Consider the following 26,863-nt stretch of genomic DNA (forward strand, 5'->3'; position numbering starts at 1 on the left):
GCCTACTTGACCGCGCCCAGGGAGAGGCCGTTGATGAGCCGCTTCTGCGAGACGACGAACACGACCAGCAACGGCAGGGCGGTCAGCACGGCCAGTGCCATCAGGGTGTTCCAGTTGGCCGCGTAGGTGGCGTTCTGCGAGGCGAGCAGGGCGCTGACGGGGAGGACGACATCCTGCGGGAGGAAGTTGATCGCGTAGACGAACTCGCCCCAGGCGGTGATGAAGATGACGCTCATCACGGTGAAGATGCCGTTCGACAGCATGGGCACGGTGATGGACCAGAACGCCCGCAGCCGGCTGGCGCCGTCGAGCGCCGCAGCCTCGTACAGCACCGAGGGGATCGCCAGCACGAACGGGCGCAGCAGCATCACGGCGAACGGCAGCAGCAGCGCGATGTCGACCAGGATCAGGGCGGGGAGCGTGCCGAGGATGCGCCACCTGGCGAGGACGCTGTAGAGGGGGATGACCGTCATCGGCTGCGGGATCATCTGCAGCACCAGGAACGCGGCGAGCACGACGGCGATCACCCGGCTCCACCCGACCGAGAGCCTGCGCCCGAGCGCGAACGCCGCGGGCACCGCGAGGACGAGGACCACCGCCGTGACCAGCACGGCGATCTGCACCGACGTCAGGATGGCCCCGACGCCGGACCTGATGACCTCCGCGTAGGTGGCCAGGGTGGGCGTGAACACCAGCGCGTTCGGGTCGCGCAGCACCTGGGCGTTGGTCTTCAGCGAGGTGAGCACGATCCAGGCCAGCGGCAGCAGGTAGACCAGGCCGAGGACCACGGTCAGCACCGCGAACAGCCATCGCGTCGAGCGCCCGATCATTCGTTCGCCTCCCGTCGGAGCGCGCGGATGTACGGGACGCTGAGCACGACGACGATCGCCATCGACACCACGGCGACGGTCGCGCCGGTGCTCATGTCGAAGTTCGAGAAGGCCGTGTAGTACGACAGTACGGGCAGCGTGTTGGTCGTGGTGCCGGGACCGCCCTGGGTCATGACGTAGAAGAAGTCGAAGCTCTTGAACGCGTAGAGCACGGTGAGGATGCCGAGGATCCACATGGTGCTGCGTAGCAGGGGCAGCACGATCGACACCTGGGTGCGCCAGTAGCCGGCCCCGTCGATGGCGGCGGCCTCGATCAGGTCACGGGGAACGGCGAGCATGCCACCGCGCAGGATGAGCGCGGAGAACGGCAGCGCGGCCCACGCGATGACCGCGGTGACGGTCCACAGCGCCAGGGTCGGCGAGCTCAGCCACGAGACCGGCGGGAGACCGACCGCCTGGAGCATCGCGTTGACGCCACCGGAGTCGTCCAGCAGGAACTTCCAGACGCTGCCGCTGACCAGCGGCGGCAGTGCCCAGACGAACGTCAGCAGTCCGAGCACGACGCCGGTGAGCCTGCCCCGCGTCGACAGGATCGACGCCACGACGAACCCCACCACCAGGTTGGACGCGAGCAACGCCCCGCTGACGCCGACGGTGCGACCGACCGCCGCCCACAGAGCGGGGTTCGCGAATACCTCGGCGAAGTTCCGCCAGCCGACGAAGTGCCAGTCCCCGACGATGTTGCTCGGACCCACGTCGCTGAACGCCATCTCGAACAGCACGACCACCGGGTAGGCGGCGAAGACGCCCAGCAGCACCACCGCAGGCAGGAGGTAGCCGACCGGGCTCCGAGAGAGGAACCCCCGCGCAGACGCGCCTCCGGGCGACGCCCGGCGAACCGCGGACCGTGCGGGCGCGGAGACCGACATCAGCAGTCCCCGCCGCCCTTCTTCCGCGCCGCGGCGATGTCGTCTGTCGCCTTCTTCGCGCCCTCGCTCGCCGTGTCCTGGCCGGAGATCACCGCGCTCACGGCCTTGCCGAGCGATGTCTGCATGTTCGCCGTGTTCGGGTTGTTCGGCCAGTTGGCCGAGTCCTGCGCGGCGGCGACGAACGGCTGCACGAACTCGTCGTCCTTGATCTCCTGTGCGTCGGCCACGTCCGCGCGTACCGGGATCGACCCCGCCGTGGTGTACACGCTCTTGCCGCCCTCGGGTGACAGCACCGCCTGCTCCAGGAACTTCCACGCCAGGTCCGGGTGCTCCGACTTCGACCCGATGGCGAACCCCTCGCCGCCCGGGTAGACCTGACTCTCGCCTCCCGGCGGCGCGGGGAACCGCTCGGTCCCGTACTCGAACGAGGCCTCCTTGACGTTGCCCAGCTGCCAGTTGCCGTTGAACGCGAACGCGTACTTCCCCGTCATGAACTGCTGCCAGGCGGCGTTCTGGTCCCAGGTCGCCGCGGCCTTGGGGATGTAGCCCTTACCCGCCCACTCACCCAGCCGCTCGTACGCCGTGGACACCTTGTCCTGCGAGCCCGCCCAGTTGCAGTAGTCCACGCCCTGGCCGAGCAGCTGGGGCGCGAACAGCCACGCCCCCTCGACGGTGGGTGCGCCGGACAGGGCCAGGCCCTTGTACCTGCCGCCGGCCTCGACCTTCGCCATCGCCTTCCCCAACGCGTCCAGCGTGGTGGGCGGCTCGATGCCGTACTGCTTCAGGATGTCCTCGTTGTAGTACATGCCCAGCAGGTTGGTGTACGACATGAGGTTGTGGACCCTGCCGTCGGTCTTCCAGACGGCGCTCTCCGGGAACTGGCCCTTGTCGGCGTAGTCGTTCCAGTACGGGGTGAGGTCCAACATCGCCTTGCCGCCGACCAGCGTCGGGTAGTCGACGACGATGTTGTTGATGAACAGGTCGGGCGTCTTCCCGGTCGCCACCGACGCGAGCAGCTTCTGGTCCTGCTGCGAGCCGACGACCTGCACCAGGTTGATCTCGACGTCCGGGTTGTCCTTCTCGAACGCCGCCACCCGGCTCTTGAGCCACGTCAGCTGCGTGCCCGAGTAGTACTGCCAGAAGGTCAGCGTGACCTTGCCGCCGTCCGTCGAGGACTCCGAGATCGTGCAGCCGCAGATCACCAGGAGGAGCGCGACGGCGAGTGCGAGGATCCTCGGGCGCCCGGTGCGGTTCGTCATGGCTCCTGCGCTCCTCGACGTCGGGGAAGCTTGGCACGGTGAGGCTAGACGAATTAACGTCGACGGTCAACGTATTACTGGAACCCGATCGAACAAAAGCGGTACCATGGCCCCGCACGGGTTCGGGAAGAGGAGGTACGGGTGACGCAGGCCGGCAGGATCGACGCGGCCCGCTCCCCCGGCGTCGTCGAGGGGGCCGGTGAGATCCTGCAGCTCATCCGTGCCGACCGGGCGCGGACCACGTCCGGCCTGGCCACGACCATGGGCGTCGCCCGCTCCACCGTGATCCAGCGCCTGGACTTCCTCACCGCGCACGACCTGATCGCCAGCGAGACCGTCACCAACGGCGGCCGCGGCCGCCCGGCCGCCCGCTACGCGTTCAACCCGCGGTCGGCGATCGTCCTCGCCGCCCATGTCGGTCTCACCGGCTGCCGCCTCGCCGTCACCGACCTCGACGGCGAGGTGCTGGCGGAGGGCTTCCTCGACGTCGACCTGGCCACCGGAGCCGACGGACTGCTGACCGGTCTCCAGGACAGCTTCGACCGCCTCGTGGTCGAGGCCGGCGCGGACCCCGGCCGGGTCGCCGGCGTCGGCGTCGGGGTGCCGCGCGGCGTCGAGCTGCTCGGCTACCTGCGTTCCCTCGGGCTGAGCGGCAAGGACTGGGACCGCAGCCACTTCCACCGGTCCCTGCTGGCCCGGTACGGCGCCCCGGTCTTCATCGACACCGATGTCAACCTGCTCGCTCTGGCGGAACGGCGCAAGTCCTGGCCTGACGCCGAGGTCTTCGTCTGCGCCAAGCTCGGCACGCTGATCGACGCCGCTCTGGTCGTGAACGGCGTTCCCGTCCGCGGAGCGAGCCGGCTCGCCGGCGAGCTCGGTCACGTCAAGGTCAGTGGTCCGCCCGAGCCGTGCACGTGTGGCAGTGTCGGCTGCCTCGATGCGGTGGCGAGCGGTTCGGCCCTGGTACGGCAGCTGACGGCCGCGGGCTTCGACGTCCACCACGTCTCCCAGGTCGTGCAGTGGGCGGGCGACGGCGTTCCTGAGGCGGTCCGGGCGTTGCGCGAGGCCGGCCGTTACATCGGTGAGGCGCTGTCGGCGGTGGTGAACCTGCTGAACCCGGACGCGATCGCGGTGTGGGGATACCTCGCCGAGGCCGAGGCGCTGCTGTTCTCCGGGATCCGCGAGGGCCTGTACTCGGGTGCGCTGCCGGGATCGAGCGAGCCGCTCACCCTGGTCAGCGCCTCCCTCGGCGACCTCGCCGGCGTCCACGGCGCCGCGATGCTCGTCATCGACGAGGTCCTCGCGCCCGCCTCGCTCGACCGGATGATCGTCGCCGGCTCGTGGGCGCCGGTCCCGTCCGCCGGCACGTAGTCAGGAAGGGTGCAGCACGGTGGGATCTGTCATCGTCGGCGGGGCGCGTACCCCGATCGGGAAGCTGCTCGGCGTCTTCGCCTCGCTCACCGCCGTCGACCTCGGCGCGATCGCCGTCGACGCCGCGTTGCGCCGGGCCCGGATCGCCCCTGACCAGGTCGACCAGGTCGTGCTCGGTCACGTACTGCCGGCCGGCTGCGGTCAGCTCCCCGCCCGGCAGGCCGCCGCGCAGGCGGGAATCCCGCTCACCGTCCCGGCAATGGCCGTCAGCAAGGTGTGCCTGGCCGGGCTCAACGCGGTCGCGACGGCCGACATGATGATCGGCTCGGGCCTGGCCGACGTGGTGGTGGCCGGCGGCATGGAGTCGATGACCCAGGCCCCGCATCTCCTGCGCGGCTCGCGGCAGGGCACCAGGTTCGGCGACGCCACCATGATCGACCACGTCGCCCACGACGCCCTGTGGGACGCGTTCACCGATCAGTCGATGGGTGCCCTCACCGAGCACCACGACACGGGCGACGCCGCGGTGAGCCGTGCCGACGCGGACGCGTTCTCGGTGCGCTCCCATCGGCTCGCCGCGTCGTCCTCCGACATACTCGGCGCGGAGATCGTGCCGGTCACGGTGCCGCACCAGCACGGCGACGACCGTGAGATCGGCACCGACGAGGGCATCCGCGCCGACACCACCGTCGAGGCGCTGGGCCGGCTGCGTCCGGCCTTCACCACCGGCGGCGGCATCACGGCCGGGTCGTCCAGTCAGCTCTCCGACGGCGCCGCGGCCATGGTGGTCATGAGTGAGGACGCCGCGGTCCGGCACGGCTGCACGCCGCTCGCCCGCATCGGCGCGTACGGCACTGTCGCCGGTCCTGACTCCTCGCTGCAACTGCAGCCGGCCCGGGCGATCCTGGCGGCCTGCCGGCGCGCGCACCTCGACCCCGCGGAGCTGGATCTGATCGAGATCAACGAGGCGTTCGCCTCCGTCGCCCTCGCCAGCGCGCGGCAGCTCGGGCTGACCAGGCACCAGATCGAGGAGCGGGTCAACATCCACGGCGGCGCCATCGCGCTCGGCCACCCGCCCGGCATGTCCGGCGCCAGGCTGGTGCTGCACCTGGCGCTGGAGCTGCACCGCCGTGGCCGCGGCACCGGCGTGGCGAGCCTGTGCGGCGGAGGAGGGCAGGGCGACGCACTCGTGCTCGAAGCCGTCTGACCGGTGAAATGACCGGGCACGCCCCGACGTTGTGCTGACCATGACGACTCAGCGTTTCGATCCCAGCCTCTCCGATGTCATGGCCGGGCAACATCTCGGCGTGCTCGCCACGATCAAGCGGGACGGCCGGCCCCAGCTCTCGGTGCTCAGCTACACCTTCGACCCCGACACCGCGCTGCTGCGGGTGTCCACGATCGAGAGCCTGGCCAAGGTGGCCAACCTGCGACGCGACCCGCGCGCGTCGTTCCAGGTCACCAACGAGAAGGCGTGGGGCTATGTCGTGGCGGAGGGTGAGGCGGAGCTGAGCGCGGTCTCGGAGAGCCCCGACGACGCGACGGTCGAGGAGCTCGTCGAGGTGTACCGCGCGATCCAAGGCGAGCACCCCGACTGGGAGGACTACCGTGCGGTCATGGTCAAGGACCGCAGGCTGGTGCTGCGCGTACGAGTCGACCGTCTCTACGGCGCCGTGGCCTGACCCGAGTACCTCCGGAGGCTCAGGAGCGCTTGATCTCCTGGAGCGACCAGCCGTTGCCGTCGGGGTCGGCGAAGAAGGCGAATCGCGAGCCCGGGGCGCCTTCGGGTCCCAGCTGCTGTACCGGGGTGATCTCGACTCCGCGGCCCGCGAGCAGCTCCCGCGCCGCATCGATGTCGTCGACGACGAGCTGGGGGCCCTTCGTCGTGCCGGGGTCGCCGAGCGGCATGCCCTCGCCGATCACCACGGAACACGGCGAGCCGGGCGGCGTCATCTGCACGACGCGCATGCCGGGACCGGGGCTGATGTCGTGGTCGAGGACGAACCCGACCTGCTCGGTGTAGAACGCCTTCGCGGTGTCGACGCTCGACACCGGGATGCCGATGACTTCGAGCTTGAAATCCATGCCGCCTCTTCCCGCACAGAACAGAGCCGTCGCACGAAGTATGCGGCCGGGAAGGGCCCCTGGACGCGCAGACCCAGGATCCTTGACGATACCGGAACAGAGTTCGACTGCCTCCTCAGGTAACGCTGCGCCTGAGGATCTGCTCGTAGATCGACGGATCGTCCTGGACGATCCGTGGATATCCCACGCCCCAGTCGCCTTCCCACTCCACGCGCATGCCGGGGTTGGGGTAATCGGTACCGTCGGGCAGGAACACGTGAGGGCTGCAGATGACCTCGTCGCTCCTGGATGCGCGCGTCTGCTCGGCGACGGCCGCTCTGGCGGTACCGGTCTCGAGAGCCTCGGCGATCGCGGCGACGTCCACGCCGGGGGTGTTGGCCGCGACGTCGAGGATTACCGCGCGGTTGGTGATGCAGCGGGACTCGACCCAGAAGGCTCGCCGCAGGCCGAGATCGAGGGACTCGCTCGCCCTGGTCGACTGTGCCTTCGCCGCCTGGACGGCCTCCAGCGCCGGCAGTGTGGAGCTCGGATAGAGCCAGTCCTTGTCCTGCCACAACTGCCACCCGGCCGCCGGCTCGCAGTTGCCGACACTGGGGACCTCGCTGTCTGAACCCGGGCGGGACCCCGGGTTCCCGTTGAGGAGCTCCATCGGAAAGGCCCGGTGATCCAAGGTGACCTGGTCCTCCAACCCGAGTCGTCGACGAGCCTGGTGGAGCCGGAAGACGGCGACGTGGCCAAAGGCGCACCACGTGTCGCTGAAGACCACGATCGTCCCGGGGGCGGGGGTGAGTGCGGATGCCATCGTCACGCTCTCGTCGTCGCGGATTGCGGTGAGCCGGTGTGGAGCTCGGCCGGTGAGGCCCCCACGGGCAGGTGGTCGAAGGAACCGCCGCCCACCATCACGCGGGCCCAGTCCTGGACCTGTCCGTAGGCGGACATCGCCAGCTGCGGTCCCGAGCTGATGCGACGTGCGCCGAGCGCCGCGAGCTCGGCGACGGGGCGCGAGCCCGCGCCGACCATGATGTTGAGCGGAGCATCGATGCCGGCGGCGAGCGCCCGGATCGTGTCCGGATCCGTCACCCCGGGGACGAACACGCCGTGCGCATCCGCCGCCACGTAGGCGCGTGCTCGCTCGACTGTGTCCGCCAGGAGCGCGGGTGAGGACTCTGAGCCGTCCGCGAGCAGGAAGGTGTCGACGCGGGCATTGACGAACAGGGAAACCGACGAGTCTGCGAGCCGGGCTGTCACGGTCCGGAGCACGTCCGCGTGCGCTTCGACAGGGAGCAACCTTCCCGCACGGGAATCCTCGATGTTGACTCCGACGGCTCCGGCGCTGATGACCGCGTCTATGGTCGCTGCCACCCCTCCTGGGCCATCGACGTACCCGTCCTCGATGTCGACTGTGACGGGGATCGACACCGACGACACGATACGAGCCACGGCGTCGAGCGCCGTGGCTCGGTCCAGTCCTCCCGCGTCGGCCACACCACGACTCCACGCGACTCCCGCGCTCGTGGTCGCGACTGCCGAGGCGCCGGCTCGTTCGATCATCCGGGCGCTGGGTGGGTCCCAGGCGTTGGGCAGGACGAGCAGCTCGTCGTGGAGGTGGTGAAACTGCTGTGCACGGGCTTGCTGGTTGCTGGGCGTACTCACGTTCGGTGTCTCCTGCGGGACGGAATCGGTGGCAGCCCCGACTCTCGACGACCGGACGAGCCGGCGCACAATGGTTCGGAATTCTCCGAACCCACGTCTCGAGGTGGCCCATCACGCGCACCATCGGCTTCACGTCACGAGACGCAGCCCAGGTGCGCTTCGGGCTGTCGTGCCTGTGGGAGGTGCTGGCCAGCCTTCGGGTACTCCGCGAGCCCTCGAGCCATAGCGTGCATCTGCCCTGGGTCCGCCAGGTCCGGCCGCAGGTCGAGGTGCACCTGGCCGGGGCGGCCGATGCAGAGGTCAGGAGAGCATTCAACCTGCTCGGCGATCTCGTGGGCTCAGGAGTGCACGGCCACTACGCGCCCGACCTGCTGACCCCGCCCCCCACCTCGCTCGAACCGTCGATCGAGACGGAGCTGCACGCCCTGATCCAGACACCCTCCGACGTTGTCCACGAGCAGCTTGCCCATCTGCGAGACCGTTGGACCCCACGACTCCAGGAGTTCGCCGACGATCCCGCTCGCCGACTGGAGAGGCTCGCGGACGTCATCGCGCGGTATTGGCACACCTGCCTCGTGCCGTACTGGCCGCGGATCATCGCGATGGCGGACGCCGAGGTCTTTCTGCGAAGCCAGCAGCAGGCGGTGGACGGGACTGCGGCCCTCCTCAACGATCTCCACGACCGGGTGCGCTGGAACGGCGAGAGCCTTACGGTGGCGGGAACGGCGTGCCTGGGCGCGCACGACCTCGAAGGCGGCGGCCTGTGCCTGGTCCCCAGTGTGTTCGTCTGGCCCTCGGTACTGGTGGTCGCCGACTCCCCTACCGCACAGGTAGCCTTTCCCTGCCGCGGTGTCGGCACGCTCTGGCATGGCGGCTCGCCGACTCCACGCGCGCTCGAGCGGGTGATCGGTCGTTCGAAGGCCAGGCTGCTCACAGTCCTGCACACACCGTTGTCGACGACGGACGCCGCGGCCCGACTGGGCCTGTCCGTGAGCGCGACGTCCGAACACCTGACCGCCCTCAGAGCTGCGGGGTTGGTGCAAACGCGCCGGTCTGGTCGCCTCAGCCTCAATGTCAGGACGGCCGTGGCCGATGCCCTCGTCGCCGGATCCGGGTAGTGTCTCCCGGCTGAGCCGCGACCCCTCAGACAGGGGCCATGTCGACGAAGCGGCTGTAGTGACCCTGGAACGCGACAGTGACCGTCTTGGTGGGGCCGTTGCGGTGCTTGGCGACGATGACGTCGGCCTCGCCGGCGCGGGGCGACTCGCGCTCGTAGAGATCCTCTCGGTGCAACAACAGGACCATGTCGGCGTCCTGTTCGAGTGAACCGCTTTCGCGGAGGTCGGAGAGCTGGGGCTTCTTGTCGTTGCGCTGCTCGGGCCCGCGGTTGAGCTGGCTGAGCGCGATGACCGGGACGTCGAGCTCCTTGGCCAGCAGCTTCATCGACCGGGAGATCTCGGAGACCTCCTGCTGGCGGCTCTCCACCCGGCGCGGGCTCTGCATGAGCTGCATGTAGTCGACGATGACCATGCGCAGGTCGTGCTGCTGCTTGAGCCGCCGCGCCTTCGCCCGGATCTCCATCATGGTGAGGTTGGGCGAGTCGTCGATGTAGAGCGGCGCCTCGCTCACCTCGCTCATCCGCCTGGCGAGGCGGGTCCAGTCGTCGTCGGACAGCGTGCCGGATCGCATCGAGTGCAGCGCGACCTTGGCCTCCGCGGACAGCAGGCGCATGGTGATCTCGCTGCGGCTCATCTCCAGGCTGAACACGACGGCGGCCAGGCCGTTCTTGACCGCGGCCGCGCGGGCGAAATCCAGCGCGATGGTCGATTTGCCCACCGCCGGTCTGGCCGCGACGATGATCATCTGCCCCGGGTGCAGGCCGTTGGTGAGCTGGTCGAGCTCGGAGAAGCCGGTGGGCACGCCGAAGATCGCGCCGCCGCGACTGCCGATCGCCTCGATCTCGTCGAGCGTCGTCGGGAGCACCTCGCCGAGCCTGAGGTAGTCGTCGCCGGTGCGCCGCTCGGTGACCGCGTAGACCTCGGCCTGCGCGCGGTCGACGATGTCGTCGACCTCGGCGTCGGCCGCGTAGCCCATCTGCGTGATGCGGCTGCCGGCCTCGACGAGCCGGCGCAGGATCGCGCGCTCGTGGACGATGCGAGCGTAGAAGCCTGCGTTTGCCGCGACCGGGACCAGGGACATCAGCGTGTGCAGGTAGTCGGCGCCGCCCACCCGGGCGATCTCGCCGCGCTTGGTGAGCTCGGCGGCGACCGTCACGGCGTCGGCGGGCTCGCCCCGGCCGTAGAGGTCGATGACGACGTCGAAGAGGACCTGGTGGGCGGGGCGGTAGAAGTCACCGGGGCGGAGCACCTCGACGACGTCGGCGATCGCGTCCTTGCTCAGCAACATGCCGCCGACCACGCACTGCTCCGCGTAGAGATCCTGCGGCGGCGTGCGGCCGAAGTCGGCGTTGTTGCCGACGGGCTGCAACTCCGCGACGCTCACGTTCCCCCTCACCCAGACAGCGCTTGCGATGCGACCCTACGGTCACTCGTATAGCACGCGGTGCTGACAGCGCCGCGTGCCACGAACTCGTCGAGATCTCCCCTGCCCGGCTCCGCCGAACGCCGGAACGGACGACACTAGGCCCTGGTGGTGCGCCAGGAGAAGCTCGCCGTCCACAGGTGTTGTGCACAGCTGTGTGGACGGGGCGTCGTGTCGCTGTGCACGACCTGGGGACGACCAGGGGCGAACGGACGGGTTCGCCGACACCATTGGGTGAACGGTGCAGGCCACGGGCAGATCCGGCTGTCCACCCGCTGTGGACGGAAGGTTTTTCCGCCGATCCCACGGCCGCGCATGCCAGCTCGCGCGGTGTCATGCGCCCACTGGATCCGTGACGGGAGGCGACCGTCCGACGCAGGACACTAGGGTCCTGCGGACACTAGGGTCGAGGCGTGCCCCGCGGTTCGGTTCGGTCCCGTCTACCGGAGCTGCGACACCGTCACGATCGTGAGATCCTCCGGCTCGCCGTTCCCGCGCTGGGCGCCCTCGTGGCGGAGCCACTGTTCCTGCTCGGCGACTCCGCTGTCGTCGGACGCCTCGGCACCGCACCGCTCGGCGGACTGGGCGCCGCCGGCAGTCTCCTCACCACGGTCGTCAGCCTCTGCGTGTTCCTCGCGTACGGCACCACCGCCGCCGTGTCCCGACGGATGGGCGCGGGCGACGCCGCCGGAGCCGTCCGCCAGGGCGTCGACGGGCTCTGGCTCGCCGTCGGCCTCGGCGTCCTGCTCGCCGTGGTGGGTCAGCCACTCGTCCCGTTCGCCGTCGACGCGCTCGGCGCCACCGCGGACGTCGCGCCGTACGCGGTCACGTACCTGCGCATCGGCCTGCTCGGCCTCCCGGGGATGCTCGTCGTCCTCGCCGGCACCGGGGTACTGCGCGGCCTGCTCGACACGCGCACGCCGCTCGTCGTGGCCGTCACGGCGGCCGTGGCCAACCTCGGGCTCAACGTCGTCCTGGTCCTCGGCCTCGGGCTGGGCATCGCCGGGTCCGCGGTCGGCACGGTGCTCGCGCAGACGGGCTCCGCCGTGGTGTATGTCATCGTCGTCGTGCGGGGAGCCCGCAGGCACGGGGTGCCGCTGTCGCCCGATCGGCGAGGGATCGCCACGTCCGCGACGGCTGGCTTCGGCCTGCTCGTCCGGACGGCCCTGCTGCGGGTCACCCTGCTCGCCGCGACCACCGTCGCCGCGCGGCTCGGCACGGAGTCCCTCGCGGCGTACCAGGTGTCGTACGTGGTCTGGTCGCTGCTCGCCCTGGCGCTCGACGCGATCGCCATCGCGGGACAGGCCCTCACCGGCAGGTTCCTCGGCGCGGGCGATGTCGCGGGCGCCCGCGACGCCACCCACCGGATGGTCGAGTGGGGTCTCGCGGTCGGCGTGACGGTCGGCCTGCTGGTACTGGCCGTGCACACCGTGCTGCCCCACGGCTTCAGCGCCGACCCGTCGGTCCGGGGGCTCATCGCGGTGTCGCTGCTCGTCGTCGCGGCGCAGCAGCCGCTCGCCGGAGTCGTCTTCGCCCTCGACGGCATCCTCATCGGCGCGGGCGACAACACCTACCTGGCGCTCGCGAGCCTGCTGACGACCGCCGTCTTCCTCCCCGCGGCCGCCGCCGTCCTGCTCACCGAGGCCACGCTGCCCTGGCTGTGGGGGGCGATCGCCGTGTGGATGGTGGCACGGTGCGTCACGCTCGTCGTACGGGTCCGTGGCGACCGGTGGCTCGTCACCGGCGCCACCCGCTGACGTCACCGACCTCCTAGGATCGCTCGCGATGGGCACACAAGCGAGGTCGCGGCTCTCCCGGCTGCTCGATGATCTCGGTCGCACGCTGCTCGACGTCGTCGCGTCCCCCGGTGACCTCGACGGCAAGGTCACCGGCGTGGCGATCTACGACCCGGTCGACGAGCTCACGATCGAGCCGGGCGAACTGGTGCTCGGCGTCGGGGTGCACGGCACAGCGGCGATCCTCGACCTGCTGCGGCGGCTCGGCGCCGCCCGCGCCGTGGGCCTCGTCGTCAAGCACCCGGTGACGCCCGACCCGGCGGTCGTCGCCGCGGTCGCGGACACCGGCGTGGCGCTGCTCGGCCTCACCCGCGCCGCCTCCTGGTCGCACGTGGCGACGATCCTCCGCGCATCGCCCCTCGCGAGCCGTGACGTCGCCGGCGGGACGGACGACCTCGCCGGCGCCCCCGCGGGAGACCTGTTCGCGCTCGCGAACGCGGTGGGCGCCCTGCTCGACGCACCGGTCACGATCGAGGACCTCGCGTCGCGGGTGCTCGCGTTCTCCGGGCGGCAGGACGAGACCGACTCCGGACGGGTCGAGACCATCCTCGGCCGGCAGGTACCCGACCGGCACCTGCAGATGCTCGAGGAGCGCGGGGCGTTCCGGCGGATCTTCCAGGGGGACGCGCCGGTGTACCTCGAGCCGCTCACCGAGGAGATGCTGCCGCGCGTCGCGATCGCCGTCCGCGCGGGGGACGAGCTGCTCGGGTCGATGTGGGCCGCGGTACGGGGGCCGCTGTCCGCCGAACGGATGGCGGCGTTCGCCGACTCGGCCAAGGTCGTGGCGTTGCACATGCTGCGTGCCAGGGCGGGAGCCGACGTGGAGCGCCGGCTGAGTGCCGACCTGCTGGCGACCGTCCTGGAGGGCGGTCCTGGTGCGGCCGAGGCGGCGAACCGGCTCGGGCTCGCCGACGGCCGGCACTGCGTGATGGCGGCGCAGGTCGTCGCGGGCGACGTCGCCGGCACCGAGGCGGCGACCCAACGGCTGCGCGACGCCCTCGCCCTGCACTTCGCCGCGGTGCATCCGCGCTCGGCCGCCGCCCTCGTCGGTGGCGTCACCTACGTCGTGCTGTCCGTGGGCGCCGGCGACGAGGACGGCACCAGGACCGTCATCCGGCTGGCCGAGGACTTCCTCGCCCGCGTGGGCCCGCGCACCGACGCGGTCATCGGCGTGGGACGGGTCACCAGCGCCCTCGCCGACGTCGCGCACTCGCGCCGCGACGCCGACCGGGCGCTGCGGGTGCTTCAGTCGCAAGACCGCCGGAGGCAGCTGGCACAGTCGCAAGACCGCCGGAGGCAGCTGGCACCGGCCGACCGTCGCGACCGCCGCATCGCGTGCTTCGGCGACGTCCAGGTCGAGTCGCTGCTGCTCCGCCTCGCCGACCTCGTCGTCGACGACGGAGAGCTGTACCTCGGCCGGCTCGGCGCGCTCGTGGAGTACGACGACAAGCACGACATCGGCTTCGTCGACACCCTGCTCGCCTACCTCGACGCGTTCGGCAACGTCGCCGACGCGGCCGCCGCGGTGCACGTGCACCCCAACACGTTCCGGTACCGGCTGCGCCGGCTGTGCGAGATCAGCGGCCTCGACCTCGACGACCCGGACGCCCGGCTCGCGGCCACCCTGCAGCTCCGCCTGCACCGCCTCGCCGGGCCCCGCTGAGCCGGGACCAGCACCACCGCTGGGGACCCCGGTAGGGGCCAGGACCACCGCCGGGGACCCCGGCAGGGGCCAGGACCACCGCTGGGGACCCCAGGCGTTAGGGGAACGGGATCCACTCCTTGGCGGTGGTGATCTCGTCGAGGAACTCGAGGTCGACGTCCACGCCGAGGCCGGGGCCCGTGGGCACGGCGACGTGGCCGCCGTCGAGGACGAACGGCGCGGTGACGTCGCGGGCGTAGTAGCGGGCCGACGCGCTGGTGTCGCCCGGCAGGGTGAAGCCGGGCAGCGCCGCCAGCGCGACGTTCGCGGCTCGACCGATGCCGGTCTCGAGCATGCCGCCGCACCAGACGGGTACGCCGTGTGCGGCGCAGACGTCGTGGACGCGCCTGGCCTCCAGGTAGCCGCCGACGCGTCCCGGCTTGACGTTCACGATCGAGCAGGCGCCCAGGGCGATCGCGTCGGCGGCCGAGCGGGCCGAGGTGATCGACTCGTCGAGGCAGACCGGGGTCTCGATGAGCTCGGCGAGGACCGCGTGGCCGCGGACGTCGTCCTCGGGCAGCGGCTGCTCGATGAGGACGAGGTCGAAGTCGTCGAGTCGCGCCAGGTGCCTGGCGTCCCCGACCCGGTACGCGGTGTTGGCGTCGACCTGCAGCAGCAGGTCGTCGCCGAAGCGCTCCCGCACCGCCCGCACCGGCTCGATGTCCCAGCCCGGCTTGATCTTCAGCTTGATGCGCACGTAGCCCTCGGCCAGGTACGCACCGACCGCGTCGAGCAGCTCACCGGTCGACGCCATGATGCCGACCGACACGCCCGCGGGGACCGACGGTGCCACCGCACCCAGGTAGCCGCCGAACGACATGCCCGCCGCGCGCAGCTCGGCGTCGAGCACCGCCATCTCCAGCGCCGCCTTGGCCATCGGGTGCCCGTGGAACGGCGCGAGCACCTCGGCGACCTGCGGCGCGTCGACGGGTCCCGCCGCGGCGAGCGCGGGGAGCAGGAAGCGGCGCAGCACGTCGACGGCCCCCTCGACGTACTCCGGCGAGTACACCGGCTCCGACAACGCCACGCACTCGCCCCACCCCTCGCCCTCGGTGGTGGCGACGCGCAGCAGCAGGATGTCGCGGTCGGTCTGGCTGCCGAACGACGTCTCGAACGGGGCGACCAGCGGCAGCCCCACCCGTCGCAGCTCCACGCCGGTGATCTTCATCGCGACTCCCTCTTCGTGGTCAGCACGTACCATCCGGCACGCGTCATGCCGGCGACCCGGCGGCCGTCCGCCAGTGCGCCGAGGAACACCTCGCGCACCGCGTACCGCCACTCCTGGGCAGCTGCGGGATCGGTACGGCGGAGCCCTTCGATGTCCGCGGGCGCCGCGCACAGCACGGTGTCCGACGGTGCCGGCGAGTGCGGCCGCGGCCGCCCGTCCTGGTCGGTGTCGAGAAGCACCGCGCCACCCGCGACGCGGACGTCCGGCGGGTCCACGGGACGCCCGGCCGCCGCCGCGACCACGTGCGGGGCGCGCAGCGGCCAGCTGACCAGCAGGCGGTCGCTGCCCTGGCCCGCGTTGACCCCGTCTTCCATGTCGCCGTAGAAGTCGACGAGGTACGACGCGACGTGGGCGCCGAGCTTGGTGAGGTTGAAATACGCGTTGCGGCGCACGAGCGGGTCGAACGTCCACGCGATCGTGTCGATGCCGCGCTCCAGTGCCCACGCCCGCTGGTGCAGCTTCAGCGCCGACCCCACCCGCCGACCCTGGACCCGCGGCGCGACGCCGGTGATGTGCGAGTGCAGCTCGGCCCAGGCCCCGCCGCCCGGGTGGTGGGCGAGGAAGGCGGCGGTGACCCCCACGAGACCGCCGTCGAGGAACGCGCCCGCGACGTACGCGCCCGCATGGGCGAGGGCACGTAGCACGTCGCCGGAGACCGGTGGGCTGCTCGGATCGGTGCGCCACACGTGGCTGAGCAGCCGTTCGGCCTCGCGGTGCTCGGGCGGCTCGGTCAGCTCCCTGACGGTGAGACCGCCGGCACGCGCGACGGCGTCGGCCGCGGCGTGCGCCTCGGCGAGCTCGGGCCGGGTCAGCGTCGGGTCCTGCGCCGTGCCGCTCATCCGCGCCCGCCTCCGACGATCCGGTCGGCGAGCCGTGACACCAGGCGCATCCGCTCGCCCAGCTCGGCGACATCGGCCCACTCGTGGTGCGTATGCGCGCCGTCGCCGACGGCACCGAGGCCGTCGAGCGTGTCGACGCCGAGCGCGGCGGTGAAGTTGCCGTCGGAACCGCCACCGACGTGTGCACCTTCGAGCGGCGGTGCTCCGAGCTCCGTGGCCACCTCCTGAGCGAGGGCGAACAGCCGCGCGGACGCCTCGGCGGCGAGCGGCGGGCGGTTGATCCCGCCGAGCAGCTCGACGCCGACGCCGGGGACGGCGCTCGGCAACGCGCGCATCGCGGCGTCGACGCGTTCCTGCTCCGCGACCGTCGCCGCCCTGGCGTCGACCAGCAGCGACGCCCGGTCGGGAACGGTGTTGGACGTCGTGCCCGCGGAGGCGACCGTCGGCGTGACCGTGGTGCCCGCGCCCGGGTCGGCGAGCGCGGCGACCGCGATCACGGCGTGGGCGAGGCCGAGGCACGCGTTGGCGCCCTTCTCCGGTTCCAGGCCCGCGTGGGCGGCACGACCGGTGAGCACCAGCTCGTAGTTCGAGACGCCCTTGCGCACGGTCTTGAGCCGGCCCTCACTGCTCGCCTCGAGCACGAGGACGGCCGCGGCACCGCGTGCGGCGTCCTCGATGACGGGCCGGCTGCCGGGCGAGCCGAGCTCCTCGTCGGAGGTGACGAGCAGGCCGATCCGGCCGCGGTGCTCCGCGCCCGCCATCGCGTGGAGCGCCTGCACGAGGCCGGCCTTCATGTCGAACACGCCTGGCCCGTACACGCGTCCGCCGTCGACGCGGTACGGCACCGCCGCCAGCGTGCCCAGCGGGTGGACGGTGTCGAGGTGGCCGAGCAGCAGCACGACGGGGTCGGGCGGCCCGAACCGCAGCACCGGCTTGCCGCCGACCTCGCTGCGCGACGGCGCCGCGCCCAGCCGCGCCGTACCGATCTCGGCCAGCACGTCGGCGCACCGGTGGAGTGTCTCGACGTCCGAGGACGGCGACTCGCAGCAGATCAGCCGTTCGAGGTCTTCGAGCATCCCCCTGAGGTCTGTCATGACTCGCCCAGCAGTCCCCACTGCTCGGTGTTGTACGTCGGGAACGACAGGCTGTTGTCGCGGATGTTGCCGAGCTTCGCATCGTACGCGAGGAACGACCTGTTCTGGTACAGCGGCAGCACCGCGTAGTCGGAGGAGACGATGTCGTCGGCCTCCTGCAGGCTCTTCGCCGCCGCCTCGGCGGTGGGGGCGGACAGTGCCGCGTTGAGCAGGTCGTCGACCTTCGGGTTGCCGTAGTTGCCGAGGTTGAACCGGCAGAAGGTCACGCCCTTCGGGCAGCCCAGGTAGTACGGGACGTTGGTGGTCGCGGCGAACGGCGACGACGTGATCGTGCCGACGGTGATCGCCCAGTTGCCCTCCTGCACGGCGTCGACCGTGTTGGCGACCGTGGCGATCTGCACGTCGACGCCTACCGGCGCGAGCGCTGCCTTGACCAGCTGTGCCTCGCTCGTCCGCAGCTTGTCGCCCGCCTGCACCGCGAAGCGCAGTGTCGGCACGGCCTTGCCGTCCGGGTCGACGACCTTCTCACCGACCCCTGTGTACCCGGCGTCGGTCAGGGTCTGCTTGGCCTTCTCGACGTCGCCGATGCCGTACTCGTACTTGCTCACCGCGTCCTCGTATCCGGGCGCGCCGGGCAGGAACATGTGGCCCTTCAACGGTTTCGCGCTCTCGTCGAACTGGCCGATCGTCTTGTCGATGACCTGCGGGACGCTCACGGCCTGGAAGATCGCCTTGCGCAGCGCCTTGTCCTTCATCGGTGCCGCGTTGAGGTTCAGCCAGATGTTGTGGACCGACGCGCCGGGCGTGACCTGGTACTTGACGTTCGGCAGCTCCTCGATCTGCTCGACGATGTCGACCTGTGGGTGCGGGTAGATGGCGTCGACCTCCTGGTTGGCCAGGGAGGTCGGCTGCTGCGCCACGTCGGTGATCAGGCGGAAGACGAGCTTCTCCAGATGCGGCTTCGCGCCGTACCACTTCTCGTTGCGCACCATCACGACCGACCCGTCGGAGGTGTACTCCTTGATCCGGAACGGGCCACCGGAGACCTTGGGGACGTTCTTGGCGAAGCCCTCGTTGAAGCTCTTCTCCAGACCCGCTGCGGTGTCGGTCGGCCCGTACTTCTCAGCGACGTGCGCCGGGAGGATGGGCGTGAACAACGCCTGCCAGTCGACGTACGGCTTGTCGAACTCGACGGTGACGGTCCTGCCCTCGTCCGTGCCCTTCACCGACGCGATGCGGTCGTAGCCGGCGGTGTTGGACGCCTGGCACTTCGGGCACTCGCGCGGGTCGAGGGCGCGCCAGGTGTAGGTGAAGTCGTCTGCCGTGATCGGCTCGCCGTCTGACCAGGTCGCCTTCGGGTCGATGGTGTATCGCAACGTCTGCGGAGAGTCGCCCACCTTCTTCGCGCTGGTCACGAGGGTGGAGTTGAGCTTCGGCGTGTTGTCGGGCTCGATCGGGAAGACGCTGGGCAGCAGGACGCTCGCGATGTCGAGGACGGAGTACGTCGAGCCGCCGGTGTTCAGCACGTTCCAGTTCGAGATCGGGTAGGTGATGGTGTACGTCGCCGTCCCGCCCTCGCCGACCTCCTTCACCGTGTTCGCCGTGTTCACGTCGCCGGTGACCTTGCCGTCGTCGGACGTCGCACCACCACCGGCGCAGCCGGCGAGCAGCAGGCCTGTCGTGCACACGAGGCTGACCGTCAAGGTCAGTCCGGTCTTGAAGCGTCGGGCCATGGTCGGGCTCCAGTGGTGTCGGTCGTCGGAAGTCGAAGGGGTCACGGACGTTCGCCGCGCAGCTGCGCGACGGCCTGCGCCGCCGCCCAGCCGATCACCGCGTCGAGGTGCGGGGCGTTGGGTGCGGGGTCGTCGGCCCTGGTGAAGACGCCGACGGCGTACCGGCCGCCGTCGGGGTACTCGACCACGCCGACCTCGTTGCGGACCAGCGGCAGGGTTCCGGTCTTGCCACTCACCACCACGTCGTCACCGGGGAACCCGCTCGTGAGCCGGTGCGGCCAGATCTGGTTGCCCATCCAGTGCCGTACCAGCGCGCACGCCTCGGGCGGCGCCGCCTCGTCGCGCCAGATGAGCGCCAGCAGCCGGGTGATCTCCTCGGGCGTGGTGCGGCAGGTGTCGTCGGGGTTCAGTGCCCGGAGCGCCCGCAGACGGGCGAGCGGGACGGCGGCGAGCTCCCGCTCGTCGTCGCGGTAGCTGATGTCGAGGTCGTCCTCGATGCTGCCGAGGATCTCGCTGCAGTTCTGCGGAACGGCGGTCGCGACGAGCCCGAGCTCCGCGAGGAGTGACGCGACCCGGTCCTTGCCGACCCTGCCAAGGACGAGGTCGGTCGCCACGTTGTCACTGATGACCATCATCAGCAGGGCGAGGTCGCGGTACGACATCACGACGTCGTCGCGGTGCGGGGCGAGGCCGAACGGCGACGGTACCTCGTCGTCCTCGCCGACGGTGATCCGCTCGGTCAGGTCGACGTCGCCGGCCACCGACTGCCGAGCCAGCTCGACGGCGACGGGCACCTTGAACACCGACGCCGTCACCACGGGCGTGGACTCGCCGACGCCGACCGCCTTGCCGCTGTCGACGTCGCGCGCGTGCAGCCAGATCTCGACGCCGAGCTCGCTCACGCGCTCGCGGATCTCCCCGGGTGTCGACGCGGTGGCGGAGGCGAGCACCCGCCTGCGGGCGAGCGAGTCGAACGGGCCGGCCGACCGCACGTGGTCGACGGCGAGCCTGGCCACTGTCCCGATGCATGCGTCGACGTCGGGCCTGCGGTACTCGTGGTCGGCGGTACGCAGGAACACCGCGACCGCGTAGCGGCCGGTGCTGTCCTCGACGACGCCGACCTCGTTGCGCCAGAACGGCAGCGTGCCGGTCTTGCCGGACACCCGCACCCCGGTCTCGGTGAAGCCGCTGCGCAGCCGGTGCGGCCACGCCTGCAGGCCGAGGACGCGGCGCATGTCCGCACACGCCCGCGGAGCCGCGGCCGTGTCGTCCCAGATCGCGGCCAGCAGGCGGGTGATCTCGCGCGGGGTGCCGGCCTGCAGGGTGCGCTCCGGGTCGATCGCCCGGGCGTCGCGCAGCCGCGCGAGGTCGACGTCGCCGCCCTCGCCGTCCGGCGCGTCCTCGGCGAGCATCCGGTAGATGTCGTCACAGGTGCCGTCGACCCGTGTCGTGGTCAGGCCGAGCTCGCGGAGGGTGGCGTTGATCGCGTCGGTGCCGAGGAGGTCGACGAGCACGTCGGTGGCGGCGTTGTCGCTGACGCTCATCATCCAGTACGCGAGGTCGCGCAGCGACAGCTCGACGGGGTCGGCCATGACCGACAGGCCGGTCGGGCCATCGGAGCGCCCCTCGACGGGCACGTCGATACGCGTGGCAGGGTCAAGGCGCCCGTCACCGAACCGGCGGAACAGCTCGACGAGCACCGGGATCTTGAACACGCTGGCGAGCACGACGAGCCCGTCGTCGCCATAACCGACCTCGGTGCCGGCGTCGAGGTCGACCGCGTGCACCCAGCCCTGCGCACCGACAGCGTCGAGCGCCTCCTCGACGGCGGCCGCGAACGGCGCGGCCTCGGTGACGGATCCCGAAGGGGCTGCCACGGCTACCTCCCACGTTTCAACGCACGACCGGCCAACCGGCCGGTCGGCGTACCGTCGGCGAACGCGGTCTCGCCGTTGACCACCACGTGCCGGACGCCGGACGCGTATCGGTGCGCGTTCTCGTACGTCGCGTGGTCGGCGATCGTGTCGGGGTCGAACACGACGACGTCGGCGAGCTTGCCCGGCGCGAGCAGGCCGCGGTCGCGCAGGCCGAGGTTGCCGGCGGGCAGGCTCGTCATCCTGCGTACCGCCTCGCCGAGGGAGAGCACGGACTGCTCGCGCACGTACCTGCCGAGGATGCGGGCGAACGTGCCGTACGTCCGCGGGTGCGCGGCGGCGTCGGTGTACGGCTCCTCGGCGGCCAGGGAGGCGGCGTCGGACCCGACCGAGACCCACGGGTTGCGCAGCGCGGTGCGCAGCACGTCCTCGTCCATCATGAAGTACATCGCGTCGATCGACGGCTCCTGCTCCACCAGCTCGAGGAGCGTCTCCACCGGATCGGCGCCGTTCCCGTCGGCCACGGACTGCAGGCTGCGGCCGCGGTGCGCGGCCGCGGGCCCGTTCGGGTCGGGGAGCAGCAGCACGCCCCCGGCGCCCCCCGAGGCGAGGAACAGGTTCTCCCAGCGCTCGGACGGGGTGACCACGGCCTCGCGGATCCGCGCCCGTTCGGCCGGGTCGCGTAGCCGGGCCGCGAGCGCCGCGTAGCCGCCCTCGTGGAAGTCCGGCGGGATCGAGGCGGCCAGACCGGTCTGGCCGGCGATGTACGGGTAGACGTCGGCGGTCACGACCTGGCCGGTGGCCCGTGCGGCCTCGACGCGCGCGACCGCCTTCTCCATCTTGGGCCAGTTCTGCCGTCCCGCGGCCTTGAGGTGGTAGATCTCCGCGTGCAACCCGGCCCGCCGACCGATCTCGATCAGCTCGTCGACCGCGTCGAGGAAGTGGTCGCCCTCGCTGCGCATGTGCGAGATGTACATGCCGTCGTGCCTCGCCACGACCTCGCACAGCGCGACGAGCTCGTCGGTGGACGCGAAGCAGCCCGGCGGGTAGATGAGGGCCGAGCCGAGCCCGAGCGCACCGTCGGCCATCTCCTCGTCGAGGATGCCGCGGACGCGCGACAGCTCGGCGTCGGTCATCGGCCTGTTGTCCGCTCCCGCGCCGAGCATGCGCATGTTGTGCGCACCGACGAAGCTCGCCACGTTCTGCGCGACGCCCTTGCCCGCCAGGTGGGACAGGAAGTCCGTAAGGCGATCCCAGTCCAGCGACGGGTGGTCGGCGTCGAGGCCGGGTTCGAGCAGCGCCCTCGTCTCGTCGGTGAACGGCCCGATCGAGGTGCCCTCGCCGAAGACCTCGGTGGTGACGCCCTGGTAGAGGTCCGACAGGCCGCGGCCGTCGCGCTCCAGGCTGAAGTACGCGTGGCTCAGCACGTTGACGAACCCGGGCGCGACCACCAGCCCCGTCGCGTCGAGCACCGCCGCGTCGTGCACGTCGTCGCCGGGACCGACGGCGGTGATCCGGTCGCCGTCGACGAGCACGTCGGCCACGCGGCCGTCCCCGCCGCCGCCGTCATGGACCGTTCCACCGCGGATCACCAGGGTCGTCGACATGAGAGCATCATGGGGCCGCCGGGGTCGGTCCGCTTCGGCCGTCCGCACAACTGGGCGGCCGGTTCTTCGTGTGAGACGCCGACGACGTGACGGTCACGCTCGCGCACGCTGCCGGTACGACTGTGCACGCTGGTACAACGGTGCACGCTGCCGGTAACAGCGACGGGAGACCAGGTGGAGAGCACCCCCACAATGCGCACCCTGCTGAAGGCGTCGCTCGCCGGCGTGACCGGCGCCGCCGCGGTGAGGGAGATCTGGTAGCCGACCCGTGCTCACCTTCACGCTGCGCCGACTCCTCGTCGCCATCCCGGTCATCGTGGCGTCGACGTTCGTCGTCTTCCTCCTGGTGACGCTGTCCGGTGACCCGCTCGCCAACCTCAAGGGCCGCAACCCGCCGCCGTCGCCGCAGGTGATCAGGGTCGAGGAGCACCGCCTCCACCTCGACGAGCCGCTGCTGCAGCGCTACTGGACCTGGATCACCGGCGTCGTGCGAGGCGACTTCGGTCCCTCGGTGCGCACCAACCTGGACATCGGCCACGAGATCACCACCAGGTTCGGCGTCACCATCCGGCTGATCGCCCTCGCCATCGTGCTGGCACTGGTGCTCGCCGTCGTCGTCGGCGTCGTCAGCGCGGTGAAGCAGTACTCGGGCGTCGACTACGGATTCACGTTCGCCGCGTTCCTCTTCCTGTCGATGCCGTCGTTCTGGTTCGCGATCCTGCTCAAACAGGCGGGGATCTCACTCAACTCCCTCCTCGGCGACCAGGTCGTGTACACGATCGGGGAGAAGTCCGTCCTCGTCGAGGGCGGCCCGTGGGCTCATCTCGTCGACGCGCTTGGCCACATGGTGCTGCCGACGATCTCGCTGGCGCTGATCTCCTTCGGGGCGTGGAGCAGGTTCCAGCGCGCGTCGATGCTCGAGGTCCTGAACAGCGACTACGTCCTGTTCGCCAGGGCCAAGGGCCTCTCCAGGAGCCGCGTGATCGTGAAGCACGCGCTGCGCACCGCGCTGATCCCGATGACCACCGTGACGGCACTCGACTTCGCGACGCTGATCTCGGGCGCGGTGATCACCGAGACCGTGTTCCAGTGGCGCGGGCTCGGCGACTTCCTCGTCACGTCGGTCGAGCAGCGCGACGTCTACGCGGTGCTCGGTTGGCTGCTCGTCGTCGCCGTCGCCGTCATCGTGTTCAACCTGATCGCCGACCTGCTGTACGCCCTGCTCGACCCGCGGATCCGCTATGACTGACCGCACCGAGGCGGTGGCCGGCCGTACACCACGACCGGCCGCGCGAGAGACAGGTGTACGCCAGCGCAGTCAGGGCGAGCTGGTGCTGCGGCGCTTCCTGCGGCACAAGGCGGCGGTGGTCAGCCTCGTGCTCTTCCTCGCCGTCGTCCTGCTCGCGTTCGTCGGCGGGGCGCTCTGGCGCTACGACTACACCGACATCACGTCCGCGGCCTCGGTGCCGCCGTCGCCGCAGCACCCGTTCGGCACCGACAACCTCGGCCACGACACGTTCGCCCAGGTGCTCCGCGGCACCCAACGGTCGATCGAGATCGCCCTGCTCATCGCGCTCCTCGCCGGGTTCGTCGGCACGCTGTGGGGCGCGGTCTCCGGCTACTACCGCGGCATCACCGACAGCGTGATGATGCGGATCGCCGACCTCGTCCTCACCCTGCCGCTGCTCGCCGTCGCCGCCGTGCTGACCCGCGCCACGTCGGGCTCGTGGTGGTTCGTCGCGCTGGTCATCGCGGCGCTGCAGTGGGCGTACGTGTCCCGCGTGGTGCGCGGCGTCGTGCTGTCGCTGCGGGAGAAGGAGTTCGTCGAGGCGTGCCGTGCCCTCGGCGCCACCGACCGCTGGATCATCTTCCGGCACCTGATCCCGAACGCGCTCGGTCCGATCATCGTCAACGTCACGATCCTCGTGGCCGTCGCCATCCTGGTCGAGACCGCGTTGTCGTTCCTCGGCCTCGGCGTCCAGCCGCCCGACACGTCGCTCGGCCTGCTGGTCAGCGAGGCCGACACCGCGGTGAGTACTCGCCCGTGGCTGTTCTACTTCCCCGGCGCGTTCATCGTCGTGATCGCGCTGACCATCAACTTCATCGGCGACGGCCTGCGCGACGCGTTCGACCCGACCCAGACGAAGGTGCGCGCATGAGCACCGACCCTGTCCTGGAGGTGACCGACCTCACCGTCTCGTTCCCGACCGAGGACGGGCTCGTCCGTGCCGTCCGCGGTGTCAGCTACGACCTGCGGCAGGGCGAGGTGCTCGGGATCGTCGGGGAGTCCGGCTCCGGCAAGTCGGTCACGTCCATGGCGGTCATGGGGCTGCTGCCGGCGTCGGCGAAGGTCGGCGGGTCGGTACGGTTTCGCGGCCGGGAGCTGCTCGGTGCGTCCGACCGGGAGATGCGGAGCGTCAGGGGCGGCCGGATCGCGATGGTCTTCCAGGACCCGATGACCTCGCTCAACCCGGTCTACCCGGTCGGCGACCAGATCGCCGAGGCCGTGCGGGCGCACAACGACATCAGCGCCGCGGCCGCACGCGAGCGCGCGGTCGAGCTGCTCGCGATGATGCAGATTCCCCGTCCCAGGGAACGCGCGCGCGACTACCCGCACGAGTTCTCCGGCGGCATGCGGCAGCGGGTCGTCATCGCCACCGCGATGGCCAACGACCCCGACGTCATCATCGCCGACGAGCCGACCACCGCGCTCGACGTCACGGTGCAGGCGCAGGTGCTGCAGGCACTGGAGACCGCACGGAGCGAGACCGACGCCGCCATGGTGCTGATCACCCACGACCTCGGCGTCGTCGCCGGCTCCGCCGACCGCGTGCTCGTCATGTACGCAGGCCGGCCGGTCGAGCTCGGCGCCGTCGACGACATCTACTACGAGCCCCGGATGCCGTACACGCTCGGGCTGATCGGCAGCCTCCCCCGGCTCGACCGGCGAGGCGACCGGCTCGTCCCGATCACCGGCTCGCCGCCGTCGCTGCTCGACCTGCCGCCCGGCTGCCCGTTCGCGCCGCGCTGCCCGATGCGGCAGGACGTCTGCGACGACGAGCCCGAGCTGCGTCCCACGGCGTCCGACGGCCACCTCGCGGCCTGCCACTTCTCCGCCGACCTGGCAGGTCGGCGACCCGACGAGGTGTTCGCCGTGACGTCCGTCGACGACGACACGGGAGGCGCGCCGTGACCGAGCCCGTCGCGCCGCTGCTGTCGGTACGCCACCTCGTCAAGCACTTCCCCGTCCGCGGCAAGGGCCTGCTCAGGCAGACCACCGGCGACGTCCACGCCGTGTGCGGGGTCTCGTTCGACCTGCACGCCGGCGAGACCCTCGGACTGGTCGGCGAGTCCGGCTGCGGCAAGACGACCACCGGACGCGCCGTGCTCAACCTGCAGCGGCCGACGTCCGGCCAGGTGCTGTTCCAGGGCCACGAGCTCGGTGCCACCGGTGCCAGGGACATGCGCCGGATGCGGCAGCGGATGCAGATCGTGTTCCAGGACCCGTACGCCTCCCTCGACCCCCGGGTGACGGTCACCAACGCGATCGCCGAACCGTTGCGCATCCACGGCACGTACGCGCAGGGCGGGCAGGACCGGGTGCGCGAGCTGCTGCGCACCGTCGGGCTCAACCCCGAGCACGGCAACAGGTACCCCGCACGAGTTCTCCGGCGGCCAGCGGCAGCGCGTCGGCGTCGCCCGCGCGCTCGCGCTGCGCCCTGAGCTCGTCGTGCTGGACGAGCCGGTGTCGGCGCTCGACGTGTCGATCCAGGCGGGCGTCGTCAACCTGCTCGAAGACCTCCAGGAGCAACTCGGCCTCGCCTACCTGTTCGTCGCCCACGACCTCTCCGTCGTCCGGCACATCGCGCACCGGGTCGCGGTGATGTACCTCGGCCGGATCGTCGAGATCGGCGACCGCGACGAGCTGTTCGACCGGCCCGCACACCCGTACACCCAGGCCCTGATCTCGGCCATCCCGGTGCCCGACCCCCGGCGCGAGCGGGCCAGGGCGCGGCAGCGGATCGTGATCGGCGGCGACGTGCCCAACCCGGTCAGGCCGCCGAGCGGTTGCCGGTTCCGCACCAGGTGCCCGAAGTTCGGGCAGCTCACCGAGGACGAGCAGCAGGCGTGCGTCGAGGAGGTACCCGAGCTCGTGGACCGCGGGCAGGGCCACCCGTCGGCTTGCCACTACGCGGAGGTCGTCCCCGTCATCTGACGTAGACCTATCATTACCTACTAAGACACTCGGATTTATCTTGAATGACCGCCGTCGCGCTGTTACGCTCGGTGGCGTGCTGGTTCTGGTGACGCGTCGACTACAT

Annotated in this window: 22 protein-coding genes and 2 pseudogenes; 10 read left to right on the plus strand and 14 right to left on the minus strand. The window is 71.0% G+C overall.

Annotation, left to right across the window (positions count from 1 at the left end; genetic code table 11):
- Positions 1 to 2: 2 nt before the first annotated feature.
- Genes GEV10_04330 through GEV10_04340 form a run of 3 tightly spaced genes read right to left on the minus strand, consistent with a single transcriptional unit; the run spans position 3 to position 3,018 of the window.
- Complete coding sequence (locus GEV10_04330; protein ID MQA77699.1) at positions 3 to 830, minus strand: ABC transporter permease subunit; 828 nt, start codon at positions 828 to 830, stop codon at positions 3 to 5.
- Positions 827 to 1,759, minus strand: coding sequence for an ABC transporter permease subunit (locus GEV10_04335; protein ID MQA77700.1), 933 nt, complete (start codon positions 1,757 to 1,759; stop codon positions 827 to 829). Before GEV10_04335 ends, GEV10_04330 begins: the two co-directional genes overlap by 4 nt.
- Positions 1,759 to 3,018 (minus strand): extracellular solute-binding protein, encoded by a 1,260-nt coding sequence (locus GEV10_04340; protein ID MQA77701.1) that lies wholly within the window; start codon positions 3,016 to 3,018, stop codon positions 1,759 to 1,761. Before GEV10_04340 ends, GEV10_04335 begins: the two co-directional genes overlap by 1 nt.
- A gap of 141 nt (positions 3,019 to 3,159) precedes the next feature.
- Between GEV10_04340 and GEV10_04345 the strand changes: the two genes are divergently transcribed.
- The 3 genes from GEV10_04345 to GEV10_04355 are packed head-to-tail and all read left to right on the plus strand — an operon-like array spanning position 3,160 to position 6,071.
- Positions 3,160 to 4,389 (plus strand): ROK family protein, encoded by a 1,230-nt coding sequence (locus GEV10_04345; protein MQA77702.1) that lies wholly within the window; start codon positions 3,160 to 3,162, stop codon positions 4,387 to 4,389.
- Between the two features lie 19 nt (positions 4,390 to 4,408).
- Positions 4,409 to 5,596: an acetyl-CoA C-acyltransferase gene (locus GEV10_04350; protein ID MQA77703.1), complete on the plus strand. Its 1,188-nt coding sequence runs from the start codon at positions 4,409 to 4,411 to the stop codon at positions 5,594 to 5,596.
- 40 nt (positions 5,597 to 5,636) lie between these two features.
- A complete protein-coding gene (locus GEV10_04355) occupies positions 5,637 to 6,071 on the plus strand; it encodes a TIGR03618 family F420-dependent PPOX class oxidoreductase (GenBank protein ID MQA77704.1) in 435 nt (144 codons plus the stop codon).
- A 19-nt stretch (positions 6,072 to 6,090) separates the two neighbouring features.
- Here GEV10_04355 and GEV10_04360 read toward each other — a convergent pair whose 3' ends face one another.
- The 3 genes from GEV10_04360 to GEV10_04370 form a co-directional block, all read right to left on the minus strand.
- Complete coding sequence (locus GEV10_04360; protein MQA77705.1) at positions 6,091 to 6,474, minus strand: glyoxalase; 384 nt, start codon at positions 6,472 to 6,474, stop codon at positions 6,091 to 6,093.
- A 115-nt stretch (positions 6,475 to 6,589) separates the two neighbouring features.
- Complete coding sequence (locus GEV10_04365) at positions 6,590 to 7,276, minus strand: hypothetical protein (GenBank protein ID MQA77706.1); 687 nt, start codon at positions 7,274 to 7,276, stop codon at positions 6,590 to 6,592.
- 2 nt (positions 7,277 to 7,278) lie between these two features.
- A complete protein-coding gene (locus tag GEV10_04370; GenBank protein MQA77707.1) occupies positions 7,279 to 8,127 on the minus strand; it encodes an isocitrate lyase/phosphoenolpyruvate mutase family protein in 849 nt (282 codons plus the stop codon).
- A gap of 110 nt (positions 8,128 to 8,237) precedes the next feature.
- Here GEV10_04370 and GEV10_04375 point away from each other — a divergent pair, with 110 nt between their 5' ends.
- Positions 8,238 to 9,245 carry a helix-turn-helix domain-containing protein gene (locus tag GEV10_04375; protein MQA77708.1) on the plus strand — a complete coding sequence of 336 codons (1,008 nt, stop codon included), beginning with the start codon at positions 8,238 to 8,240 and terminating at the stop codon, positions 9,243 to 9,245.
- Between the two features lie 25 nt (positions 9,246 to 9,270).
- On the opposite strand, the gene dnaB is transcribed toward GEV10_04375, so the two are convergent.
- Positions 9,271 to 10,659 carry a replicative DNA helicase gene (gene dnaB / locus GEV10_04380; GenBank protein ID MQA77709.1) on the minus strand — a complete coding sequence of 463 codons (1,389 nt, stop codon included), beginning with the start codon at positions 10,657 to 10,659 and terminating at the stop codon, positions 9,271 to 9,273.
- A 422-nt stretch (positions 10,660 to 11,081) separates the two neighbouring features.
- On the opposite strand from dnaB, the gene GEV10_04385 reads away from it, so the two are divergent.
- Together GEV10_04385 and GEV10_04390 are read left to right on the plus strand one after the other, a co-directional pair.
- A complete protein-coding gene (locus tag GEV10_04385; protein MQA77710.1) occupies positions 11,082 to 12,425 on the plus strand; it encodes an MATE family efflux transporter in 1,344 nt (447 codons plus the stop codon).
- 28 nt (positions 12,426 to 12,453) lie between these two features.
- Positions 12,454 to 14,127 (plus strand): PucR family transcriptional regulator, encoded by a 1,674-nt coding sequence (locus GEV10_04390; GenBank protein ID MQA77711.1) that lies wholly within the window; start codon positions 12,454 to 12,456, stop codon positions 14,125 to 14,127.
- A 97-nt stretch (positions 14,128 to 14,224) separates the two neighbouring features.
- Here GEV10_04390 and menC read toward each other — a convergent pair whose 3' ends face one another.
- The 7 genes and pseudogenes from menC to GEV10_04425 all read right to left on the minus strand — a co-directional run bounded on the left by menC (position 14,225) and on the right by GEV10_04425 (position 22,541).
- Positions 14,225 to 15,334, minus strand: coding sequence for an o-succinylbenzoate synthase (gene menC, locus GEV10_04395; GenBank protein MQA77712.1), 1,110 nt, complete (start codon positions 15,332 to 15,334; stop codon positions 14,225 to 14,227).
- Positions 15,331 to 16,233 (minus strand): GNAT family N-acetyltransferase, encoded by a 903-nt coding sequence (locus tag GEV10_04400; GenBank protein MQA77713.1) that lies wholly within the window; start codon positions 16,231 to 16,233, stop codon positions 15,331 to 15,333. Before GEV10_04400 ends, menC begins: the two co-directional genes overlap by 4 nt.
- Positions 16,230 to 17,327: a M20/M25/M40 family metallo-hydrolase gene (locus GEV10_04405; protein MQA77714.1), complete on the minus strand. Its 1,098-nt coding sequence runs from the start codon at positions 17,325 to 17,327 to the stop codon at positions 16,230 to 16,232. Before GEV10_04405 ends, GEV10_04400 begins: the two co-directional genes overlap by 4 nt.
- Positions 17,324 to 19,060, minus strand: coding sequence for an ABC transporter family substrate-binding protein (locus tag GEV10_04410; GenBank protein MQA77715.1), 1,737 nt, complete (start codon positions 19,058 to 19,060; stop codon positions 17,324 to 17,326). The genes GEV10_04405 and GEV10_04410 overlap by 4 nt, the downstream gene beginning before the upstream one ends.
- 41 nt (positions 19,061 to 19,101) lie before the next feature.
- Complete coding sequence (locus GEV10_04415; GenBank protein ID MQA77716.1) at positions 19,102 to 20,010, minus strand: serine hydrolase; 909 nt, start codon at positions 20,008 to 20,010, stop codon at positions 19,102 to 19,104.
- Positions 20,011 to 20,043: 33 nt separating this feature from the next.
- Positions 20,044 to 20,937 (minus strand): annotated as a pseudogene (locus GEV10_04420) (serine hydrolase).
- 2 nt (positions 20,938 to 20,939) lie between these two features.
- Entirely contained in the window at positions 20,940 to 22,541 is a 1,602-nt protein-coding gene (locus tag GEV10_04425; GenBank protein MQA77717.1) for an amidohydrolase family protein, read from the minus strand.
- Between the two features lie 268 nt (positions 22,542 to 22,809).
- Between GEV10_04425 and GEV10_04430 the strand changes: the two genes are divergently transcribed.
- The 4 genes and pseudogenes from GEV10_04430 (at position 22,810) to GEV10_04445 (ending at position 26,757) form a co-directional block, all read left to right on the plus strand.
- The gene (locus tag GEV10_04430) at positions 22,810 to 23,790 is read left to right on the plus strand and encodes an ABC transporter permease subunit (protein MQA77718.1); all 981 of its coding nucleotides are present in this window, start codon (positions 22,810 to 22,812) and stop codon (positions 23,788 to 23,790) included.
- A complete protein-coding gene (locus tag GEV10_04435) occupies positions 23,783 to 24,700 on the plus strand; it encodes an ABC transporter permease subunit (GenBank protein ID MQA77719.1) in 918 nt (305 codons plus the stop codon). Before GEV10_04430 ends, GEV10_04435 begins: the two co-directional genes overlap by 8 nt.
- Positions 24,697 to 25,734, plus strand: coding sequence for an ATP-binding cassette domain-containing protein (locus GEV10_04440; GenBank protein MQA77720.1), 1,038 nt, complete (start codon positions 24,697 to 24,699; stop codon positions 25,732 to 25,734). Before GEV10_04435 ends, GEV10_04440 begins: the two co-directional genes overlap by 4 nt.
- Positions 25,731 to 26,757 (plus strand): annotated as a pseudogene (locus tag GEV10_04445) (ATP-binding cassette domain-containing protein). The gene GEV10_04440 and the pseudogene GEV10_04445 overlap by 4 nt, the downstream one beginning before the upstream one ends.
- Positions 26,758 to 26,863 lie beyond the last annotated feature (106 nt).

This window comes from Streptosporangiales bacterium (assembly GCA_009379955.1).
Lineage (GTDB): Bacteria > Actinomycetota > Actinomycetes > Streptosporangiales > WHST01 > WHST01.

What these genes read in the sequence shown, in the direction of transcription:
- GEV10_04330 (MQA77699.1), bottom strand. Translation starts at nt 830, where the DNA reads ATGATCGGGCGCTCGACGCGATGGCTGTTCGCGGTGCTGACCGTGGTC.
- GEV10_04335 (MQA77700.1), bottom strand. Translation starts at nt 1,759, where the DNA reads ATGTCGGTCTCCGCGCCCGCACGGTCCGCGGTTCGCCGGGCGTCGCCC.
- GEV10_04340 (MQA77701.1), bottom strand. Translation starts at nt 3,018, where the DNA reads ATGACGAACCGCACCGGGCGCCCGAGGATCCTCGCACTCGCCGTCGCG.
- GEV10_04355 (MQA77704.1), top strand. Translation starts at nt 5,637, where the DNA reads ATGACGACTCAGCGTTTCGATCCCAGCCTCTCCGATGTCATGGCCGGG.
- GEV10_04360 (MQA77705.1), bottom strand. Translation starts at nt 6,474, where the DNA reads ATGGATTTCAAGCTCGAAGTCATCGGCATCCCGGTGTCGAGCGTCGAC.
- GEV10_04365 (MQA77706.1), bottom strand. Translation starts at nt 7,276, where the DNA reads ATGGCATCCGCACTCACCCCCGCCCCCGGGACGATCGTGGTCTTCAGC.
- GEV10_04390 (MQA77711.1), top strand. Translation starts at nt 12,454, where the DNA reads ATGGGCACACAAGCGAGGTCGCGGCTCTCCCGGCTGCTCGATGATCTC.
- menC (MQA77712.1), bottom strand. Translation starts at nt 15,334, where the DNA reads ATGAAGATCACCGGCGTGGAGCTGCGACGGGTGGGGCTGCCGCTGGTC.
- GEV10_04400 (MQA77713.1), bottom strand. Translation starts at nt 16,233, where the DNA reads ATGAGCGGCACGGCGCAGGACCCGACGCTGACCCGGCCCGAGCTCGCC.
- GEV10_04405 (MQA77714.1), bottom strand. Translation starts at nt 17,327, where the DNA reads ATGACAGACCTCAGGGGGATGCTCGAAGACCTCGAACGGCTGATCTGC.
- GEV10_04410 (MQA77715.1), bottom strand. Translation starts at nt 19,060, where the DNA reads ATGGCCCGACGCTTCAAGACCGGACTGACCTTGACGGTCAGCCTCGTG.
- GEV10_04425 (MQA77717.1), bottom strand. Translation starts at nt 22,541, where the DNA reads ATGTCGACGACCCTGGTGATCCGCGGTGGAACGGTCCATGACGGCGGC.
- GEV10_04435 (MQA77719.1), top strand. Translation starts at nt 23,783, where the DNA reads ATGACTGACCGCACCGAGGCGGTGGCCGGCCGTACACCACGACCGGCC.
- GEV10_04440 (MQA77720.1), top strand. Translation starts at nt 24,697, where the DNA reads ATGAGCACCGACCCTGTCCTGGAGGTGACCGACCTCACCGTCTCGTTC.